The organism is Enterobacter sp. Sphag1F, assembly GCF_014193275.1.
Classification (GTDB): domain Bacteria; phylum Pseudomonadota; class Gammaproteobacteria; order Enterobacterales; family Enterobacteriaceae; genus Pantoea; species Pantoea symbiotica.
This window is the reverse complement of sequence record NZ_JACHZD010000002.1, coordinates 879635-900687: the sequence shown is the minus strand read 5'-3', so window position 1 is coordinate 900687 and position 21053 is coordinate 879635. Positions and strand designations below refer to the sequence as shown.

The 21053-nt window shown below is 44.3% G+C and carries 11 protein-coding genes, 1 tRNA gene and 2 pseudogenes; 8 read left to right on the top strand and 6 right to left on the bottom strand.

Translation table 11 applies throughout. The features are described from left to right. The first annotated feature begins 34 nt into the window (after positions 1–34). The 8 genes and pseudogenes from FHW71_RS09705 to FHW71_RS09670 all read left to right on the top strand — a co-directional run bounded on the left by FHW71_RS09705 (position 35) and on the right by FHW71_RS09670 (position 12699). Positions 35–111: transfer RNA gene (locus FHW71_RS09705), tRNA-Arg, on the top strand. A 171-nt stretch (positions 112–282) separates the two neighbouring features. Then, positions 283–970: pseudogene (locus tag FHW71_RS09700) on the top strand (integrase family protein). Between the two features lie 114 nt (positions 971–1084). Then, positions 1085–1640 (top strand): annotated as a pseudogene (locus tag FHW71_RS09695) (integrase); the annotation flags it as partial. 202 nt (positions 1641–1842) lie between these two features. Then, positions 1843–3492, top strand: a complete 1650-nt coding sequence (dptF, locus tag FHW71_RS09690; RefSeq protein ID WP_179451681.1) for a DNA phosphorothioation-dependent restriction protein DptF — start codon at positions 1843–1845, stop codon at positions 3490–3492. A gap of 4 nt (positions 3493–3496) precedes the next feature. After that, positions 3497–4822 carry a DNA phosphorothioation-dependent restriction protein DptG gene (gene dptG, locus FHW71_RS09685; protein ID WP_179451795.1) on the top strand — a complete coding sequence of 442 codons (1326 nt, stop codon included), beginning with the start codon at positions 3497–3499 and terminating at the stop codon, positions 4820–4822. Further along, a complete protein-coding gene (gene dptH, locus FHW71_RS09680; protein ID WP_179451680.1) occupies positions 4803–9890 on the top strand; it encodes a DNA phosphorothioation-dependent restriction protein DptH in 5088 nt (1695 codons plus the stop codon). The genes dptG and dptH overlap by 20 nt, the downstream gene beginning before the upstream one ends. After that, complete coding sequence (locus FHW71_RS09675; protein ID WP_179451679.1) at positions 9887–11098, top strand: DUF262 domain-containing protein; 1212 nt, start codon at positions 9887–9889, stop codon at positions 11096–11098. The genes dptH and FHW71_RS09675 overlap by 4 nt, the downstream gene beginning before the upstream one ends. Beyond that, the gene (locus FHW71_RS09670) at positions 11089–12699 is read left to right on the top strand and encodes an AAA family ATPase (protein ID WP_179451678.1); all 1611 of its coding nucleotides are present in this window, start codon (positions 11089–11091) and stop codon (positions 12697–12699) included. Before FHW71_RS09675 ends, FHW71_RS09670 begins: the two co-directional genes overlap by 10 nt. Positions 12700–12760: 61 nt before the next feature. Here the strand turns inward: FHW71_RS09670 and dndE are convergent, their stop codons facing one another. The 6 genes from dndE to tssF all read right to left on the bottom strand — a co-directional run bounded on the left by dndE (position 12761) and on the right by tssF (position 21050). Further along, complete coding sequence (dndE, locus tag FHW71_RS09665; RefSeq protein ID WP_179451677.1) at positions 12761–13114, bottom strand: DNA sulfur modification protein DndE; 354 nt, start codon at positions 13112–13114, stop codon at positions 12761–12763. Further along, positions 13114–15114 (bottom strand): DNA sulfur modification protein DndD, encoded by a 2001-nt coding sequence (gene dndD, locus FHW71_RS09660; protein ID WP_179451676.1) that lies wholly within the window; start codon positions 15112–15114, stop codon positions 13114–13116. The genes dndE and dndD overlap by 1 nt, the downstream gene beginning before the upstream one ends. Then, complete coding sequence (gene dndC / locus FHW71_RS09655; protein ID WP_179451675.1) at positions 15104–16738, bottom strand: DNA phosphorothioation system sulfurtransferase DndC; 1635 nt, start codon at positions 16736–16738, stop codon at positions 15104–15106. Before dndC ends, dndD begins: the two co-directional genes overlap by 11 nt. Then, positions 16735–17820 (bottom strand): DNA sulfur modification protein DndB, encoded by a 1086-nt coding sequence (gene dndB / locus FHW71_RS09650; protein WP_179451674.1) that lies wholly within the window; start codon positions 17818–17820, stop codon positions 16735–16737. Before dndB ends, dndC begins: the two co-directional genes overlap by 4 nt. Positions 17821–18222: 402 nt before the next feature. Next, positions 18223–19269, bottom strand: a complete 1047-nt coding sequence (tssG, locus tag FHW71_RS09645) for a type VI secretion system baseplate subunit TssG (RefSeq protein WP_179451673.1) — start codon at positions 19267–19269, stop codon at positions 18223–18225. After that, a complete protein-coding gene (gene tssF / locus FHW71_RS09640) occupies positions 19266–21050 on the bottom strand; it encodes a type VI secretion system baseplate subunit TssF (protein ID WP_179451672.1) in 1785 nt (594 codons plus the stop codon). The genes tssG and tssF overlap by 4 nt, the downstream gene beginning before the upstream one ends. Positions 21051–21053 lie beyond the last annotated feature (3 nt).

The window sequence follows — 21053 nt, the reverse complement described above, 5'->3', positions numbered from 1 at the left end:
AGCCGCTGGACGTATAATCCGACCCAATCACTATGCGCCCTTAGCTCAGTTGGATAGAGCACCGGCCTTCTAAGCCGTAGGTCACAGGTTCGAATCCTGTAGGGCGTACCATTTCTAAGTAACTCATCTCTTCTGAACCTTCTTTATTTGCTTATTACTTCCTGATATCGCCGGATTTTCTGACGCGAGCTCAACCAAAGTTTACTCAGTTCAACTCAAACCAATTGGTGTCGTGAGGCCTTTGCGGGGACTTATCTCGTTCAGTGGAAATTAGGGGCCCATATGCAACTGAATGCACTGCAGATCGACACTGCAAAACCATGAGAGAAAGAATACAAACTAACGGATTGCAGCGGGCTTTATCTGCTGAACATACCCAATGGTGCTAAATATTGGCATTTAAAATATCGCGTGCCAGGTAAATAGAAAAATCTCTCTATCGGCGTTTTTCCTGATATCTCCTTAGTAGATGTTCGCTTGAAGCCGAAAGGAAGCATGCAAGGTTGTCGCGCTTGACGGAGCTCCAGGTGAAGGGAAACACGTTGAAAAACTGGCGCAGAATGCGAGTGTTGAAATAACTTCAAAGCTGCCGCTGTCAACTCAGGTGGTTGAAGCACTGAGCGAGATCCAATCGGTTACTGGGCGTTATTCGCTGGTATTTCCCGGGCGCAATGACATCACCAAACCAATGAGTGAAGCGAGTATCAATCAGGTGTTGAAGCTAATTGGATATCACAGTAAGGCGACAGGGCGTGGATTCCGGCATACTGTGAGTACCATCCTGCATGAGCAGAGCTATAACACTGCGTGGATCGAGTTTCAGTTAACGCATGTGGGCAAGAACACGATTCGCGGAAAATATATCCATGCGCAGTATCTGGAGCAGAGAAGGGAGATGTTGCAGTGGTATGGGGATTATGTTCAGGGGTTAGGAAAGATAAATGGTGTTGAGATTCTTAAGATCGTTTGAATAGAAAGTGTCAATTCGCGTCAGGCATTCGGCACCAACAGTATGTAAATGGACCTCAACTGAGGTCTTTTTTTATTTATAAAATCCAGCATTTACCTGCCTTTCCCGCTATTCAGTGAGCTGCATTTCACTCGCTGGTCAGAAATCGTTTTTGAAACTTCAATGTAGACAATACCGCCTTAGCGAGAGCCTATTCCTGATTTAAAACATTCTCAGCAGGTTCAAAGATTTGTACACCTCATCTGGAGCAGCATTCAAAACAGGCGCTGGCAATCCTTAAGCAGATAAAACAGTTCTGCGGGGAACATGAATTGATTTTTATTGGCGATCACGGTCCGCGTAAGCCCATGAGTGGAAATACGGTAAACAGTGCGTTAAGGGGGATGGGCTGTGACACTAAGGTTGATGTTTGCGGCCACGCCTTCCGCACAATGGCCTCAAGTTCGTAAATTGAGCCCGGACTATGGTCGAAGGATGCGGTGAAAAGGCAGATGAGCAATATGGAACGCAATCCGGTGAGGGCGGCGCACATCTATAAAGCGGAACATCTGGATGAGCACAAGCTGATGTTGCAGTGGCGGGCTGATTTTCTGGATGCTAACCGGAGAAAGGGATTACGGCGTTAGACTATGCAAAAATCAATGGAGGAATATTTAGTGTAAGTGTTTAATTAATAGTAACTAATCAAGCAGCCTCACCTTGGAAGCTGCTAGATGGATGGATTTGATCCGCCATCTCTGGAAGTGTTTTGTGAACGGATAGAAAAATATGCAATGTTAAATTGCACGTAATGAATGTGTTAAAGAACTTATAGATATCAGTAGGTAGCTTTTATAGAATAGGTGTATTCCTACTTAAGAGAACGTGAAGTTATGAGCGCAATCACATTACGTAAAGCGTTGGGTGTACTTGCGAAGTCATCTTCGTTTTCCGTCACCACCGTGACACACCGCCAGAAGGATGAGTTCGATCAGTTGAAGGAGCAACTCTTTGTTAAACAAGAAATTGAAACCGAATTGCAACGCTATCTGGATGTTGCTAAACCCGGCGAAATCATTTTTTTGTGCGGTAGTAGCGGGGACGGAAAGTCCGAAATTTTAACCCGCTGTCAGTCAGATCCGCGTTATCAGCGGCGATTTAATTTCCATCTGGATGCCACTCATAGCTTTTCCCCTCGACAATCAGCCATTGATGCTTTGAATGAGTTATTTGTTAATCATCATCAGCAGTCATCTCCATTGCTCATTGGCATCAACACCGGAATGCTTGCTAACTTTGCCCGTGAAGGCGCTGAATGCCATAAGGTGATTCGGTCTGCAATTGACTCATTTTTATTAGGGCAGCAGGATGCAAGCCGTCCTTACCGTAACGAGAATTGTTCTTTTTTTGATTTTGAACACTATCCTAAATTTCAGTTTAACGAAAATAAAAACTATTCATTATTTATTAAAACCTTATTAGATAACTTAACTCGTGACGATGATAATAATTTATTTCAGTTTATCTTTCGGCGCGATGAGTCAATTAATCCAGAACTAAAAGAGGTCGCAAACTATAAATTGCTTTGCATGTCTGGCGTGCAGAATGTATTAATTACGCAGCTCTTTAAAGCCCGGTTGATTAAAGACCAGTTTGTAACGACCCGAACGCTGCTAGACTTTCTGCATCATCTGTTGATGGGGCCTGGCTACTTATTTGATAACCTGTTCATCGGTGCAGAAAATGATCTGATTAAAAAAGTTTCTGATTTTGATCCTGCCAGATTGCACACCTATGAACTTGATCAGTTTGTTTTGCGCTATGAACTGGGGCTGGTTGACGCTGATCTCGATGATTTTTTAGCCGCACTTGAGCCGTTGCACATTAAGTTTGATCGCCAGAGTGTTAAGTCTGGTGACGCAACCTCCTTGATCCGGCTTTTCTGGCTGTTGCAGCACGAGTCATTGGGTAATAATTATCATCGGAAATTTTCCGCGTTCTTTAACGAATCGCTGTTTGAACGTTACTCAGAAATCTGGCACTTGCATAGTAATTACACAGCAGCTCCGGAGCAAAAAAGGTCACTGAATCGCTTCTATGCTTTTGAGCTTATTGCTGGTATCCAGCGCTATGCTAACCGCAAAGCGCCTGAATTAAGTATGCAAAAAGAAGAGTTCTTTTTGGGTGAATTTGGTGGGGTTAAAATAACCGCGCCGGTAGAGGTAAAGCCTGACTGGGACTCTATTCGTAATAAACACACGGCTCATCCTACTGGCTTTGATATATATTTAAAGGTTGGGTGTAACGCACTTCCTCCTGTTCACATTGGACTCAATCTCTTTGAACTTTTGCACAAATTGAACAATGGCTATCGTCCGAATAAATACGATAAAAATGCCATAGTTCTGCTGGATGAGCTCGTTGAATTAATTTCTGAGCAAGCTAAATCTAGCCGCGATATAAAATTTTATGATGGCAGATTCCGAGTCTATCGTGCAAAAGCAGATGACGACATAATATCAATTAGCTGCATGGAGGGATAACATGATGTATCCCATTACCCTAAAAAAACTGAAAGTTGGAAACAATATAGTCGATAGCTACTTACCAGTGCGTAACAGCAATAATAATATTGACTGGAAAATAGTTACTGGTTTGGTACTTAGTTATGCACTTAAACATAAGATTGATGATTACGATTTCTCTCAGTTTCGTGATGACTGCAGATCTGATTTGCAGGGAGTACTTGAAGATCCAGAATTTTGGTCAACATTGGAAAGAATGTACTTTACAAACTATGATGTTTTCCGTGTATCTCCACTTTTTTTACTTTTCCATGCGCAATTTTCTGATGATAAAATAAATGTAGGCTCAACAGCAGATAAGCGACTTGCTATCCTATTTTCTAATCTGATAGGAGATTTTTCATTAAATTATCCAATACAAGATAATTTAAATTTCATCGAACAAAGAATGTTAGGTAAACTTGCTAAAAATATAACTCCTTTTTTAGGAAGGGGACCTTTTACAGAAGAACAACCATATTTACCCTATATGGTAGAGTGTTTCAAGTCAGATCTTTCATTTTTAGCAGAGCATCCAAAATATCTATTGCAAGAGCTTACCAATACTCTTCGATTGTATGCCTTTAGCTGGTGTGCTCAATTAGCACTCAATATTGATAACTGGAAAGATGGAGTTCCAAAAAGTAAATCGTTGTTTTTTATTCTTGATAGTGAGAAGGCTAGCTCCGAACGTGATATGTTGAACCGATATGGTTATAAACTATTCTCAAGTCAAAGTGAAAAACTTTTCCCCATGCTTTCTGCATTAGAAGTATTACAGTGGGAAAAAAGCGAAAAAAAACGTCCATTATGGCAGGTTTATCAGGATGTAATAAATTATCCAGACACCTCTTTTCAGATATTAAACGCGCTTAATAAATATTTGAGTGAATTTATTGAGAATCGGAAGCTCGAAGCTAGGGAACAAGCATCAACTCTAAAAAGTGCCTTCAATCAATTTTTTTCTGTTTCTCTTGAACAATTTCAAGATAAAAAAGATAGGGCAGCAGTAAACCGTAATTACATAAATGAGTTGGAAAGAGAAATCTGTACAGGTTTCATTCAGGTCCGCGGTCGGGCAGGGAAAGTGCTGGTGCTGAATCAGGATCGTCTTCTGTTACTGACCAATCTCACTGTGGGCAAAAATGACAAACTCCGCCTACACGAACTGCTGCGTGGTTTTGAACAGCGCGGTTTTTATCTGGACAACCAGTCGGCGCAAACGCTGGTGGCGTTTTATGAACGCATGGGAAATGTAGAGCGAATGAGTGATAGTGGAGACGCCGTTTATGTCCGTAAAACAGTATGAAACCTATCTGGCAGAAACTTTTATTGAATGGGTAGGTAGCATCATTCAGCCCGGCGAGCGCTACCAGTTCAAATCTCCCGATCCCGATAATGCCCTAAAACTGTGGAAAGCATTCGTCTCTCTGGCGGACGGCAATCAGTTGGAAATTGCGTCAGGGCAATATATTGATTGCCTCCCCTGCAATGGTGTTCAGCTTATTCCTGTACTACACGGAGCCGAGGCTCCAGCATTCACAGAAAACTACATTTCTCATTTGCGCGATGAAGTTGCAGGGCGCAGCGGCGTTTTTGCCCAAACAGCGCTGTTGATTATTCACAACAGTATGCTCGATACCCTGATAAACAGCACGAAAGACGTGGCTGCTCCGGATGCTATCTGGTATCCACAAACTTTCAGTCATCAACTAGAAAAGCTCATTACCACAGATAGTAAACGTTCGGAATTATCCCACTGTTTGCTGGAGGATCAACTGGCGACGGTACTAGATGAAGGCGCGACCGTGTTTGGTTTCTCGTCGCTGTATCGCTTGCTGGATGATGGCAATCTGGATTTCTCCGAGCTTCATCTGTTTAAAGATGGTGAACTACTGAACTATAGCCAGAAGCAGCTACGCACCCGACTGAATGAAAATCGGAAATTATATCGCCAGATAGAAGATAGTGTTGAACGTTACAGTGGACAGCTGGAGAATGTACTGCCTGAATTCAGTACAAAATTCATACAGGAGCATTTTTACGATAAAGGCGATTGGCGTGAGCTAGATTTCTCTGACTACAGGAAAGAGAAAGAGCAGAACAGTGAACAAAAACTGGTGCTGGGGAATGTCTCCGTCGAAAACGGAGAAATTTGGCCACGGGTAAAAAGTGCCAGTAAGGCGGGTAAACGTGACATCAGCCTACTTGTGCAGGTGCAGCCAGGGCAATTAAAGGTTGAGCTGGAGTTCAGTTTTCTCGGTAATGATCTTCAAGATAATCAGATAAAGATTGCCCATAATCGCCAGTTAAAGAATATACCGTTCTGGCACACTAGCCGAGTGGGAGGCAAGATTTCCCGCATTATGGCATCGGTGCCTTTTGACAGGCATCCATGCTTCTTTAGTCTCGAACTGACCAACCGCAATAATTCAGCTGAAGAGTATAAATTTCGCGTGTTGTTGGTCGAGCAGGGACAATTCTGGCTAAACGATATTCAGCACTGCTTCCGCATTGAGCCAGGTAAAGACCAAATAACCTTGCAACTGGAAGATAACACGTTGCGTATTGCCGAGTCTGGCAACCTGACCTGTACCTTGGATGACGAGAGTGAAGACATCGACTGCCAGCATTATGCTCAGGTGAATTTTGATACGCTGGCAAATCAAAGTGATCTGGTTCAGTTTTCGCTCGTTTCCGGTGATTCCCGTCTGTCGTTTAACATCGAGGGACCGGGAGCAGAAGAAGGGCTAACGCTGCCGCTGCTTTTTGACCAAAGTCGTTTCAACAAGTTGTTCAAGGAAGAGGGCAATGCAACCTGGAACCGACTAAAAGGGCGCATCATACTCGATAATACTGAACACAAGGTCGTCGGTGTACGCCAGCAGTTGTTGATACTAGAAGCCTCATTAATTGAGCAACGTCTACTGGGTACGGGAAGTGACGATAGCGAGTTTGCTCTGGATGAACTTCTTGCTAGTTATCCCGATCTCCATAACGCCTATGAGCAGTTATTTGCCTACTATCATCGGCGTAATACCCTGCCAAGTCTGGTGTCGTGGTCAGCTGAATATCGCACGCTGGTCAGCTACATTGTTACTACGTTTGAACAGTCACTCCAGCAAATAGGCCTGAGCAGAGCGCTGACAGCGCAGGAGAAATGTCTTCTGCATCTGGGGATCTGCCGCAATGATAGCCATGAGCGTCTGTCACCACTGCACCCATTAGTGCTGGCCTACCATCTACAACTGGCAGAAACTATCGTTGCGGAGTTGGAACAGAACGATTCAGCTTCATTCGCCACACTACCGCCCATCACTCTTGATCGCTTGATGGTTTCCGGGTTAATGCCGTTTGTTTACCACAGTGAGCATGAATACGCACAACTACAGCCGGTGGAGGAAAACCGCTTCTGGATTGATGCAGTTCCTCAGCGTCAGGTCAGCCATGACTACGTTAAACGTCTGGTAAAAGACAAGCTCAATGAGTTCACAGACGCTTACGCCCGGTTGTTCCAAAGCGCTGAAAACAGTGCGTTGATTATCAATGCCATTAATCTAGGGAATGCCAAAGAACTGTTTCTGGGATTAGTAGAATATTTTAAGCAAGAAAAAGAGCACGCTATTTCGGTTCATGTGAACTGCTACGATGAACGTTTGCTACCCAATATGTTCGATCACTTTGCTGAAAGTGGTAGCTATGAGCAGCTTAAAAACGATCTCGATTTGAACAGCGGCGTATGGCGGGCGGAAGCCGATATGCTGATTGACCTGCTGCGTAGCCGGTTAACGTTCAGCAAGTTTGCCCTGCCGTCAGAAAGCGACAAGCTGGCCTATGCACATCTCGCATTTTTCACCAATACAGCACCTGTGGATTGCCGCCAGATCCGCATTGAAGATGCGTCCAGCGGGGTATTGTGTCATGGATTGATAGCTGGGGAAGGTGCCGAAACGCAGGGGGATGCTTACTTTACCGCGTTTGGACTGCGTGATGTGGATACTGAGTCCTACAGCGCCCTGCGTCTTGCCCGACTAATCGGCTGCCTGTGGCAACCTGCACGTCAAAGCAACAGCCAGTATCATGGACAAGGGATCGGTTTGGCCGTGAGCGGCAATTTTAAACAGTTGCTCAATTACTCTTACAATAGCGCGCTGTGGACCACCATTATTGATCCAAAAGTCACTCTCGACTTTTTCACCAGTCAGAAAGATGTGGTGCTTATCCACTATTCTGACCAGTACACCAGTTGCGCAGGCTACGATGCCGTCACCGTCACGAAGCAGGTTGATTTGTTCCTGCGGTTGCTCCAGACCGGAAGCCAGTCAGGGCAACCTGCTGTGGATGGTCAGCATTTGCTGGCTGAATTTAATGCCTTTAACGGCGAATGGCTGCTGAAAATGCTGCGTTCTAGTGAAAGAGAGCGTAAAGAGAAGCACGGCATTATAGGTGCGTACAAATTTGTGCAATCTATGTTGCACCAGTCCGATATTTGCTGGATTCCGTTATCAGTGGCCGAAATGATCCGCGTGTCGGGCAATGTCGGGCTGAAAATGAAAGAGAGCGATTTATCGAGAAATTTACAGGGTTATCGTAAAGGTGCGATCTCTGATGATGTGCTCTTTGTTGGTTTCAAAGAAAACCGCCTCTATCTGTTGCCACTGGAAGTTAAAACCGGGGCGCGACCTGACTACAGCTATGCAGGCCAACAGGCTAGTGAGCTCAAACGTTATTTACAGCAGGACATTCTTGAACCTCAAACGCTGGCATCACAATTGTACCGGGCGCTCTTTATTCGTCAGGTGCTGATGCAGGTGGAGAAACTGCGCCTGTACGGTGTGCTGGACAGCAACAAACTGGCTCCCTTGCTGGATCGACGCGAATGGTGGTTAACGGGCGACTATCAGTTAGGTGAGTTGGCCGACTATGTGGGCGGCTTCGTCGTGGCGCATGTGGACAGCGCAACCTGTTTCGATCTCTCTTATAAAGAGACAGCGGAGAATATCTTACAGATCGAAATCCCTTATTCACTGCTGCCTTCGTTGATTGCTGCGCAAGGGAATGAACCACCGTTGGCGGAACGTTACCGGGTGCCGAAAAAATACCGGCTTAAGCCAGAGTGTGATGCAAGTCCGTCACAACCCGAAGTCGTGGTAGAAGTCACAACGGCGACTGCAGAACAGTCCATTCCGGAACCTGAGTCGAAGTCATTACAGCCTGCTGTACCGGTGGTGACACCTGATATTAGCGATACTCCATTACAGATCCTGTTTGGTCATGATGCTGCGCGTCAGAGCCCATTACATTGGGAGCCAACCAACACCGCGAAGTTCATGAATACCAATACCGGCATTATTGGAACGATGGGCACCGGGAAAACCCAGTTTACTAAATCGCTGGTCACACAACTGATGCGCAATCAGTCCTGTAACGTTGATGGTAAACCAATCGGCCTGCTGATCTTCGACTATAAGTCGGACTATGTAGATGATGCTTTCCTGGATGCTACGGGGGCGAAAAAGTACAAGCTATTTAAGCTACCTTATAATCCATTATCACTATTTGGCGATACGCCAATGCTACCTATCCATACCGCTGGTGGATTATCTGAAACGATGGCGAAAGCCTATGGCCTTGGCCATAAGCAGCAGCTTAAATTAGAAAATCTGATTTTAGAATGCTACGAAGCTGCGGGGATTTCACCGGAAGATCCGACAACATGGTCACGGACTGCGCCGACGATTGAAGATGTATGGCAGCGCTTCCTCGATCAGGAGAAGGTTGAAGAAGATTCGCTTTACGCAGCACTTTCTAAACTGGCGCGTTACAAGATATTCGAGACTATCCCGGAGAAGATGACCAGCTTGTACGAATTGATTGACGGTGTAACTGTGATTGAACTGGCTGGTTACCCCCCGGAAGTGCAAAACCTGGTGGTCGCACTAACGCTGGATCTTTTTTACGCGCAGATGCAAAAACGCGGTAAACCAGTGGTGCGAGGGGATTATCGTCAGCTCACCAAAATGATTCTGGTGGACGAAGCCGATAACTTTATGCGTCAGGATTTTTCCAGCTTGCGTAAGATCCTTAAAGAAGGCCGTGAGTATGGCGTTGGTGCGATCCTGTCAACGCAGGAGATCACCCACTTTAAGACCGGGGAAAATAATTATGCCTCATATATTTTGACTTGGGTGATCCATCGTGTTTCTGAGATTAGGAACGCGGATATCAAGGCGGTATTTAACGTCGATGATAAAGGTGAACAGGAGTCTTTAATGGGACAGATCCGGCAATTGGATAAGCATTTTAGCCTATATATCGATGGGGATAAGAGGGTAAGTAAAATGCGAGATAAAGCATTTTGGGAGTTGAATTCATGAAAATAAATACTACAGATCCAGATTTGAGAACTATTTTCTCACGAATAGATGAAGGAAGTTTAGATCTTCAGCCTGATTTTCAGAGAGCTGAGGTGTGGCAGCTATCCAAGAAGAAACTTTTAATTGATACTATTTTACGAGGATGGCAAGTGCCACCCGTTCATGTGATTTTAAATGAAGAGTCTTATATACAAGAGGTGCTTGATGGTCAGCAAAGATTAAGCGCAATAAGAGACTTTATGTACAATAAGTTTAAAATAAATGGATTTATTGAACCTATTGATGATGATATAAAAGAGCTAGATGGTTTGACATTTGAAAAACTACCTCAAAAAATAAAAAATAGATTAGAGCGATATGCTATTCGGGTTTTTGAAATTGTTGAATACAATCAGGGAGAGCCCGGCGAGCTATTTAATAGGTTAAATGAATCTCTTAAGTTGACTTCGGCAGAGAAAAGAAATGCTTATGTTGGGGATTTAAGGAATCAAATAAAATCCTTAGTTGACTATCTAGATAATAATGGGTTGGACAAGCATTTTTTAGGCTTTAGCAATCAAAGAATGGCATACCATGATCTTTTTATAAAGCTCTGTTATATGCTAGAGAAGAATTCATTAATTGCCTCGTATACAGAAAAGCAATTGAACGATAGGGCTCGAGAAGATGAACCTTTTGATGATTCTGTTATAGAATCTGTAAGAGGTGCTATTTTAGTGTTAAGTACGGCAAAGGATAAACTCGACAATGCAGAGTGCAAAGTCCATATAACTAAAGCAACTCTAACTTCATGGCTTTACTTCTTTTCAAATATCTTGAAATACAACGGGAATCTAAGTAGCGAATTAAGTGAGTACTTTTTTGAATTCGAACGTGATAGGTTTGTTTTTAAAGAGGAAGGCCATCTGAATGGTATGTTTGACTGTGTAAATACAGGTGAAGTTAAAGAGCTTTTGGAGGAATTCAATTTCAGGGCTGTTTCTAGGGTTATGACAGGAAGCTCTTTACTTATTCGAGACTTCATAATTTCGTTATTTTTCTTGAAAAACTATCCCGGCAAAGCAGAAGTCTTAGATTTGATGAAGAAAATAAATCTTGAGGCTGCTCATGAGGCACTCTATAACAAAAATGAAAATGAAAATGATGTGATTAGTGTGGTTAATAACTATGCAGATGCAGTCTTGATGGGGGTTTCCATATGTCAGTAGATACAATTAAAGCTGCAAAAATAACTGATTATTGGAATCATCTATCATCAAGAAGAAACTTTAGCATTAAGATTAGCAGTATATCTCTAAAAGGGGTGCCGCTTTTTGAAGATTCAGATATTGAAATTAACTCAGCTTTAACGTCTATATGCGGGAGGAATGGCATTGGGAAAACGTCATTGCTGAAACTATTATATAGAATACTATCAAAAGACCAGTGTAATATCGGTATCTTTAATTCATGCGATATCAATGATGTTTCGGTAGATATAACCATTAATGGGGAGAAGCGAATTTTTACACTCTCTTCGGAAGAGGCGGTTCGAAATGTAGAATATTTCGATTCGTCATCAATGGCGTTAAGGATTATAAATGAAATATATACATCACCAGAGAAAAATGGCTGGTTCAACGCATCAAATCCCTATTATTTTTTAAAGGAAAACCTTTTCTTTGTTCAAAAGATAACAGGTAAAAAATATGAATATGTAAAAGTTAATGAAGTCGAGGGAATAATCGATGATTTGACGTTTCCCTACTTTGAAGTCAAGGAAAAAAATAGTGATGTAATATACAACTCAGAACAGATGGGGCAGGGAGAGCATAAGCTATTAATAGCTATCTGGAAGCTTATTCATATTGAAAATAATGCAATACTATTTATTGAAGAACCTGAGAGCTTTATTTGCCCCGTGAGTCAGCGAAATTTCATGGATTTTTTAGCTTATACCATTGATTATAAAAAATTAAATATAATAATGGCAACCCATTCGGAACATATACTTAACCCTCAAGGGTTGAAGTCAGTGTTAGTTTTAGCTAAAAAAGGGAAGAAATATACTGTATCGAAGTGTGGCAGCAATTACAGGTATTTTAATGCATTAGGGCTTTCCCCTGAAAAGAAAAACATTTTCTTAATCGAAGATGATTTTGCAAAGCTTGTACTTGAGTTTATTTTGAAAATTAAAAACACATATCTATACTCTACAAGTTATTTGCATAATTTGAGTGGTGAGTCTAATATACGAAAAGTATCTGAGCATTATAAAGATAGTTCAGGTATAAATATAGTCGCTGTATTTGATGCAGACCAAGTTAATGACAAAGGCATAAATTCAGATTGTATAAAAAAAGTATTTCTTCCTTCCGAAAAAAAATTATCACCTGAAGAGGAAGTTATCGAGTGCATCAAAAATAATATTCGAGTTTATGCTTTGAAAATAGGCGAGGACGCCGATTTTCTTGAAGGTGAAATCGAGTCAATTACCTGCGACCATCATGATTTTTTCATCGAACTTTCAAAATGTTTACCTAATCAATCTTTATCTACATTAAAAGGTTATGCAATTACTGTTTGGATTGAAAAAAATGAACATGAGATAGATAAGTTTCTGTATTGTTTAGAGCATGTTAATAATAGTTTTACTGTAAATTTAATAGATAAGAAACAAGATGAAACATATAGATATGCTGAAATATCTAATGAATGTTATAAGTTTAAAGTCGATAGCAATTTCGATTCTTATAAATGCGGTAAGAATTTAGCTATGTTTATACATTCACCAGAGGCTGGTGAACTGATTTTAAAATTAGTCGTCTGATACTCAACTGCAGTCAGGTGACCCTTTTTAAACTTTCCCGCCATAAATCTGGCGGGAAAATTTAAATTGCATGTGAGAACTTAATTAAGTTTCTATAATTTCTTAACCCCGCAATCCCATCCTCAACATGCGCCGCCCATGCCTTAATTATATCTTTCTGAGCTATCTGAGGATAAAGCATTTTCAGCACCAGTTCCGTAGTTTGCAATGTCTCCCCCAACCACGTAATTTTATCGAGTATTAAAATGCCATCCAGCTTTTTACTATCTCGCTCTGGTGAATATCGAAACTCACTTTCGACAGAACGGAAAAATGCCAAGCGGGCGGCTACGTTAGGAGTTATCCCTGTATATCCCTTTAGCTTTTTTAGTTGTTCCTCAGTCTGACGACTGAGCTGCATTCTGTTTGGGAGCATCAGATTGCCTCCTTAGTTAATTCCCAGAAATAACCTGGCTTAAGTGTGGAAGATTTCGTAGGTGCACTGAACACTATCTCATAAGCATGAGAGATATCATCACGCAATTGATCGACAAAATAACGCTCATCCACTTCCGTATCTGTAGACAGCAACACAACCTGATGGCTGGCAAACGGGAAGTAGTGGTTAATCAGTTTATCTCTATGTTGAGAGTCTAAACGGCCCAATGGAGTATCAATGATTACCGGCAAATCACGACCAGAAGTTTTTGCCAAGGCCTCAAGAATCGCAATCGCATAGATCTGTTTCTCTCCAGCAGAGAGTAGTTTGCGATTGATCACTGAGCCGTTTTCATCAACTAATTCCACATCAAACGTTTCAGGATTGATGTGTGCATTGAGCTGCAAATCTTCTTTACGAGCTAATTTACGGTAAGCACCTTCAAAATTCGCTGATAGCGTTTTCACCCTTGCTTGAGTCAAAAGCTCGCTGTAGCGGTCAAGCAGGTTGATTGTTTCTTGGGCATTATTAAATGCACTATCGGAGTTATGTTGATTACGTGCCAGATCGTGTGTTTTTTGTACCTGACGAGCACAGTCCAGTTGCAGCTGTTTAGTTTGTTTTGCTTCTTCCAACAGCGAGCGATACTCCTGACGTTTACTCTCGCGTTTACGGTCAAGTTCCCGAAGTTTTTCAAATATATCGATAAGTTGATCATCTTCCGGTGCACGAGCAATGTTTGCCGCGGCTTGCTCAAGCTGCTCTTCAACTTCAGCCAATTGGTTACGATAAAGGTCAAAACGTTGCCACGCTTTCTTGCTGTCCTTTTCGATCGATTGTTGGATCATCCCAGCTTCGCGTTCGGAGATGTCAAATAACAGCTCACCTTTCGGTTTTCCAGCCAGGTAATCTTTCAAATTATCTTCAATTGATTCTGCAGCAATTTTGCCAGTAGTTCCTGAGCGGAATGAAATATCATTTTTCAGCTGCGTAAGAAATTGAGTTAATTCCTTTTCAAAACTGTTCGCCTGCTTGATTTGTATCTCTGCACTAATTTGCTCAAGCAAAAGCCCTAGAGTCTTAGGTGCTAGAGCGTAAGGTAGTGAGCTATCGCATTCATGGCGCAATGCTTTTTCAAGGCGATCTTTTTCTTTTAACAGAGTGTCAACTCTCTGTTTTTCTTGTGCTTTTGTCTGAGCAAAAGCACCACCTTGCGCATTCAGAAGTGCTTCATATCGGTTGGTTTCTTTTGAAAGAAAATCAATTCGTATTTTGGCAAAATCAGCTTTTTCTAAAATATGCTCTGTCTGAAAAGCAAACTGCTTAACCTGTTCTTCAAGTTCAGCAAGTTTTTGTTGTTGGTAGTCTGCTAGTTGGCTGGATTGCTGACGCTTAACAAAGATCATCAAATCATTACGAAGTTTCGCGATGAGATCTAAACCTAATAAGCGACGTACGGCTGTACGCAGAACATTACCAGAGTCATCTTCAGCGAGCTCTGCAATTTTTTCACCATCAAAGAAGAATAAATCGGCAATTCCATGCGGAATTAATTCATTCAAGAAACCCTGGCATTGATCATAATCCAGCTCTTCAAGGAATTGGTCATCTTGCTGGAGGGATAGTTGATCCTTTTTCCCTTTTTTCCATGTGCGCGTGACGGTAAACTCAGCTTCATGCCCGCCTTTGTTATAGGTGAAAACAAGTTTAATCGACGCTTCACTTGGCCGTTCATCAGTTGTTAATCCGTTGTGAATTAATGCGCTGAGTTCTTCAACATACTCTTGTTGTTGAGTTGCTGAGCCAAACGCTAACCGACCATACAATGCCAGGCGGATTGCAGACAGAATCGATGTTTTTCCTGCTCCGTTAAGCCCACCGAAAAGAACTATCGGACGCGGGTTATCATTGTTCTGGCGCTTTCTCGGGGCCAAATCAATGACATGAGTACCATTAAATACACGGAAATTACGCAATACCAGCTGTTTAATTAACACGTTCTTTTTCCTCACTGGTAAGCAGAGTCGGCTCGCTCACTTCGGCAATTCTGCGCTGCAAGATCTGTAGTTCGGCTTCCAATTTTGCTACTTCATCCTGATGAATATCTCGGTCGTTCCGTTTCTGTAAGGCTTGTTGCTGCTGTTTAATTTCTTCTAGACTGCCCCAGTCTTGTTTCAAGATGGTGCCAAGTTTGTCAAAGATACCCTGACGGCGGCTGAGTCCTTCCATAGAAACCTCAAGCTCAATCAGTTTCATAACCATCTCAGGAACCACCTCAAACCCTTGGGCGATCTGCTCAAGCAGTTCCGCATCGCTAGCATTGAAACGTGACTGGTCGTCAATAACCCAGTCCAGGTCTTTCCCGTAAACGTCGCGATAAATACCTGGCAAAGTATCGTACCAGTCCGGCTCATTAGGATCTTTCAGCCATTCCTGTCGAATAGCGTGTAGCTCCGGCTGCGTAATTAACGTGATGTTATGGCCCTGATTGTTCAAATCGCGCTCAATTTCCAGCAAATCTATAAGCCACTTCTGACGATATTTGAGCCAGTAAGGGCCGGGAACATGCTTACGTTCCGCACTGATTTCTTCGCCGTCCTTGGCATATTGATAACTCACTTTACCGGTACGGCGCTTATAGTTGCGGAACGTATCTTTATTCACGGGGTCGGTGGTAAATGCCAGCAGATCGCGATATTTCAGCAAAGGGTACATCCATTCTTCGCCATTCTTGATCAGACTTTCCATCGCTTTATCTTTGGTGACTACGGTACAGGTCCAGCAGCCAAAGCGGGAGTTACCACAGGAAGGGGTACTTTCATCGATCACCAGTGGACACTCGCCCTGTGCGGAAGAGTCCATATAGAGTGTCCAGAGCGGACGGTTATTGCCGCCCCAAGGGCTTTCCCACTCAATAATATCTTCTGGGGCATAGCGAAACGCACCGCGCAGCAGCTTCCAGACATCTTCTACATCCCAGGTATCAATGGGGGTATAGATAAATGCATTTGCCAGCGTAGTGTGCCTGGCTAGCCGGGAGCCATCAATTTTATGCTTTGCTATTACCTGCGCGCGAGAAGCACTTTCGCTACTGCGCGAACCCAACACGACGATAACTTCATCAAACTGGCTGACTTTATCTTTAATAAAGTCACTTACTGGATTGATTTTCATACGCTCGGTACACCAACGGAAACTACGGGTTGGAGCCGGATAACCTTTCCCCAGCAAATTGACCCAGAAGGTCTCTTTGGTTATCGGCGTAACAGCATGTTGGGTGATCGGCAGACCATTGCGCTTTGCGCCCGCCTCTATTTGTTGCATCGTTTTCTTAATCAAATCGACTACAACGGGTGTTTCAACCAGTGTATCTGATGACACTAAGTAAACGTCTTTACTACGCAATTCTGGCTGTAATCCCAGCAAGGCTAAATAAACCAGAGTAATAACCGCTGAGGAATCTTTGCCACCACTGTAGCCAATTACCCAGGGGCGCTTATCCGAGCAATAAATTCGCTGTACTTCTGAGACATATTCAGCAAGAGGACGACCAGCGAATTGTTCTTGGTTAATAAAATCTTCATATTCGGCCAAATCGAAGGCCTGTATTAATTTACTCATTGGGCAGCCATTTGAGCTTCGAGTTCAAGTTCTTCAGAGGATAGGGGGAGTAATAACGCGATCTTAAGTGCGTTGCATGTTAACTGAATAGCCGTGCCACTTTTGCTTAGTTTTCCATGCTGCATTGCTCGTTTACTGAGATCTAAATTACTTTTGCGCCAGTCAAAGGTTTTTAAGTTAGTTATTTTCTGACGCCAATTGTTTGGATACTCTGTCATTAAGCTTCGCCCAAGAAGTCCTAGCGCATGGAGGCCAATCCCGTGAGCATGAACATAATCTTGGCGCAACTGGGCTGGTGATACTTGCTTTTTGGCAGCTAGTTGCCAATCTGGCATAACATCGAAAATAGTTTGCCAGTAAAGAGACGCTAATTGAGTCATTTCTTCAAAGTCATTTTCTTTTGGATCTTTACCTAATAAAGCACGAGTCGCTTGTTTGATACTACTAAGGGTGAAAAGCTTATTAGAAAGCTTGCTGATGCTCGATTTCTCCATCTCTGTAAGTCCAACAAATGGTTCAACTGACATAGCTAAATAACGGGCAAGATTTGAACTGATATCTCTGTGATCATACAGTGATGAAAGTGATGGACTTGGACGAATAGCATATTTGTTCAAATCTGCGAACATTTGTTGACTACGTTGCAACCCCTCATCGACAAAGAATAAGACAGGAATATTATCCTGACCCAGCTCGGGTTTCTGCTCCAAAGCATCTTCAATCGCTTTTCTACGATGTTGTCCATCATTAATTAAAATTTGAGCTTCCATTGGGACCCTCAAGGTACCCAAATTGTTTGAATCCATAAATTCATCGAATCTAACATCAACAGCGATTGATGCTGTCAATGCTGAAAAGATGTAATCATCAGGATTATCAATTAGATATCTTGCCATCTCAGGGATGCGTGCTTTATTGAGCGTCCTCTGAGCCCTGAGCTCTGGGGGAACGTCATTCTCATCGAAACTAAAAATTTTTGGGATCACACGCATCGGGCACATCGCGACGTAAAAAGGCTTACCAGCCTGAATACCACGCAAAGCGGGGAAGGAATAGCAGTACTCTACGTCAATGTTCGCCATCAGATTGTCCCTTTAATGATCAAATCGCCCAGAGTTGGTTACGTCATATTTTACGTAAAAAAGTTTTTTTTTGAAGTTTTTTGACGTAAAAAAAGATGTTTTCTTGAGGGAGAGATTCCAAATCTTGCTTTAAAATTCCATTTAGATTGATGTGGCCTCATAGAGCTTGGCTGAACATGGTGTTCTTAAGTGTTTAAGAAAATTTTCATTTATGCAGGAGAGAACGGAGGGATGTGTTTAACGTATTGATTTTAATGGCTAATTAATCATTATTTTTGAGCGCGGATGTGACTTGGAGTTTGAAGTGGTTAAGATTTTTTATCGCAAGTAAAAAACAAATGGATTATCTCCATATATTCAACATTCGTCTCATCACATAAGGACTCTCGTTCAGTTTTCTTTTCAGCACAAATGTCCCTGTCGCATCCTTCCAGTCTCCAAATTTTCCTCGCGCAGCCGCCCTATACGTATCCGAACCATATCCGGCATCGCACTCTGATTATCCTCCCTCAGCCCCAGCATCATGTTGTATCCATTGAACAACCCGGGATCGCCCAGCCGTGGCATTGGCAGCAATCGTGTGGGAATCGTCAGCCAAAACCGCAAATCATAGTCACAGCCCAGATAGGTGCGCAGTAGCGCCATCACGTCATTCCTAAGCTGTCCGTCAGGCATCCAGCCTTTCGCTTCATCAGGATCGTCTGTTGAAAGCTCAACCCGTGAGCAGTAATCAGCCACGCGGGTTTCATCGCCCAGTATCGGATTCTGATCAAGCGTCATGCCGCTGCGTATTGAAAGCCGGGCGCGTTTTGCCACCGGCATCGTCACCGGATGATGTGCGAAAACCTCAACTTTGGTGTTCGGTGCCTGGCTGTTGATCACCGCTGCCATACCTTCAGCAGTGTGTGTGGTATGCAGCAACGGTTTCAGTATCGCCAGCAAGCGTGATGAAGGTTGGTCACCGCTGTGGGAAATGCCGGTTAGCGCCATCAGGCTTTGCGAAACCGTATCGGTACCGCCCGGCTCAAAGGTGGCCGGATAGCTGTACTTGCGCCAGATGCGGTAAAACTGCGTCATCAGCCGATGATTAAAGATATCCAGAAACGCTGCCATTACATCAGCTCCGTCACGCCCTTGGTTGATGTCATCAATGATGCTGGTGGGCAGCGGCGAATCAACACCGTACAGGCCGAAGAAGTTGGTTCTGACCGTTGGCGGCGCATCCGGATTATCAGAGTCAATTTGCGTGCGTTTTAGCTCCCCGGCGGGAAAGCCCAGGTGCGGATTGGGACGAAAGCGCACCGGATCACTCTTTGGCGTGCGGCCCGTGCCGAGACGGCTGCCGGTCGTCTGCTCCAGCAGCTGGCAGAAGCGGTAAAAGTTATACTGCGCGGTCTGGTCATTGCCGTTATCATCCAGCCAGAACGGTTTGTTGTTTTCTTCGCTCACATCAGCACCCTATCAATGCGCCGCTCCGGCCAGGCCCACTCGGTGCCCGAAGCAATCAGCAGCACCGTCAGCTGGGTAAAGCGCACAACGCTGGCGTACTGCGTCAGGAACTGTTCCAGCAACTCGCAGAACAGGCGTGCATCGCCGGTGCCGCTGAACTGGGTTTCATCAAGCGCCACGCGGATGCGCACGCCGTGCCAGTGATACGAGGAGTTATAGTCCTGAAGCCAACTGACGTGACGAATCCCGCTGATGCGACGACGGTTGTTATCGTCATTGCTCCAGTCAAACAGCGCCAGCACGGCTCTGAGGCTTGCAGCATCGTTAATCATCTGGCTTAGGGCGCGCGGATGCAGCAGCGACATCAGATGCCACTGATACAACTGTGTGGTTGGCGGGTAATAAGGCATAGAAGGGGGATGACGCGTTGTGCACTGCAACGTCAGGTTGCCGGTTACAGCGCTTCCATCAAATACAGCTTTCTCCAGCGCCATACGCGGATAGTTACCATTGGTGCAGGTGATGTTCATAAACAGCGTGGCATCATCCTCGACCCGATCGGTCTCGCTTTCATCGCCGCCCAGCATCAGCAAGGTTTCATAAAGACCGCTGACACCCCGCCAGACACGCGTATGGAAATATCGCTCTGGCCAGGACTCTTTGCGTTGCAACATGCCACCTTTTTGCCGGAATTGCCGATACGGCACATAACGCCGTTTATCCAGTATTTCGCTGGCGGCAACTTCATCAACACTGTAAATCTCAGTGTGCTGATCGCGCAGGCGGTGCGGGCGCAGAAGATAATCGAGCACCGCAGGCTTCACCTTCAGCGGCTCGGCGTTCAGCGTAAACAGGTTAATCACCGGCACGCAGTGAATGCGCAGCGCGTCTTCCGGCAGGGAAATATCACGCGGAAGTGGCTGACTGAGGTGAATATCGAGAATAACCTCGCGGCAGCTTTCGTTGAAGAGAAGTGTGTTGAGCCCCGAAAGAGTAAAGAAGGCGTAGCGAGCCGGAAAACTGAAATATTCCAGCAGCGGGCGCACTTCACCGCACAAGGCTGGGCTATCGCTTTCTGGCCAGACCGAGTGCCAGTGCTGTTGCCAGCGGGCACGGATGTCGCCACTAAAGGGTTTTGGATCCCAGTTATCGATCTGCGGCTGGCGAACAGTAATTCTTTCAATATGGTTGGTTAGAGCCTGATACATCAACGACTGCACCGGGCGATCTCCGTGGATGTAGAGCGGGATATCGCTGAGATCGACCTGGCTCGGATCTGCCTGAGGGCTGAGTGAAAACCGCAGGGAGATCATCTGGTGCCCATTAGGATGGAAGGGCGTCGTTATCTCGCCCAGCGTCAGCGGATGCAATTTCAGCGCATCGGTAGTGCGATACGGGCAGCGCAGGCCAGTAATATCCATCGGTCGGGTCAGCAGCGTTGTGCCTTCCGGCAGCACCGCATCACGTACCTGAGCAACCATATCAGGCGTAAGTTCCACCACAGACATTGATGGCAGCGTGCGGTTCACCACGGGCAGCAGATGCCCGAGCAGCGGCTCTGTTAGCTCAGGAATATCGTCATCAATCTTGCGGCGCATCTGCGCCATCATCAGCGAGAAGCCCTGAAACAGTTGCTCGACCGAGTCATCCATCTTCAGAGATTTGCCGTCGACACCCAGTCGCCGTCCCGCCTCCGGATATTCCTCAGCAAACTCCTGCGCAGCAGCTTTCAGATAACGCATTTCGCTGTCGAAATATTTTAGGAAATCATGATCGTTCATTGT

Coding starts and splice junctions, on each gene's coding strand:
- dndC (WP_179451675.1), bottom strand. CDS start 16,738: ATGAGTAAATTAATACAGGCCTTCGATTTGGCCGAATATGAAGATTTT.
- dptG (WP_179451795.1), top strand. CDS start 3,497: ATGTATCCCATTACCCTAAAAAAACTGAAAGTTGGAAACAATATAGTC.
- dndB (WP_179451674.1), bottom strand. CDS start 17,820: ATGGCGAACATTGACGTAGAGTACTGCTATTCCTTCCCCGCTTTGCGT.
- dndE (WP_179451677.1), bottom strand. CDS start 13,114: ATGCTCCCAAACAGAATGCAGCTCAGTCGTCAGACTGAGGAACAACTA.
- FHW71_RS09670 (WP_179451678.1), top strand. CDS start 11,089: ATGTCAGTAGATACAATTAAAGCTGCAAAAATAACTGATTATTGGAAT.
- dptF (WP_179451681.1), top strand. CDS start 1,843: ATGAGCGCAATCACATTACGTAAAGCGTTGGGTGTACTTGCGAAGTCA.
- FHW71_RS09675 (WP_179451679.1), top strand. CDS start 9,887: ATGAAAATAAATACTACAGATCCAGATTTGAGAACTATTTTCTCACGA.
- dptH (WP_179451680.1), top strand. CDS start 4,803: ATGTCCGTAAAACAGTATGAAACCTATCTGGCAGAAACTTTTATTGAA.
- tssF (WP_179451672.1), bottom strand. CDS start 21,050: ATGAACGATCATGATTTCCTAAAATATTTCGACAGCGAAATGCGTTAT.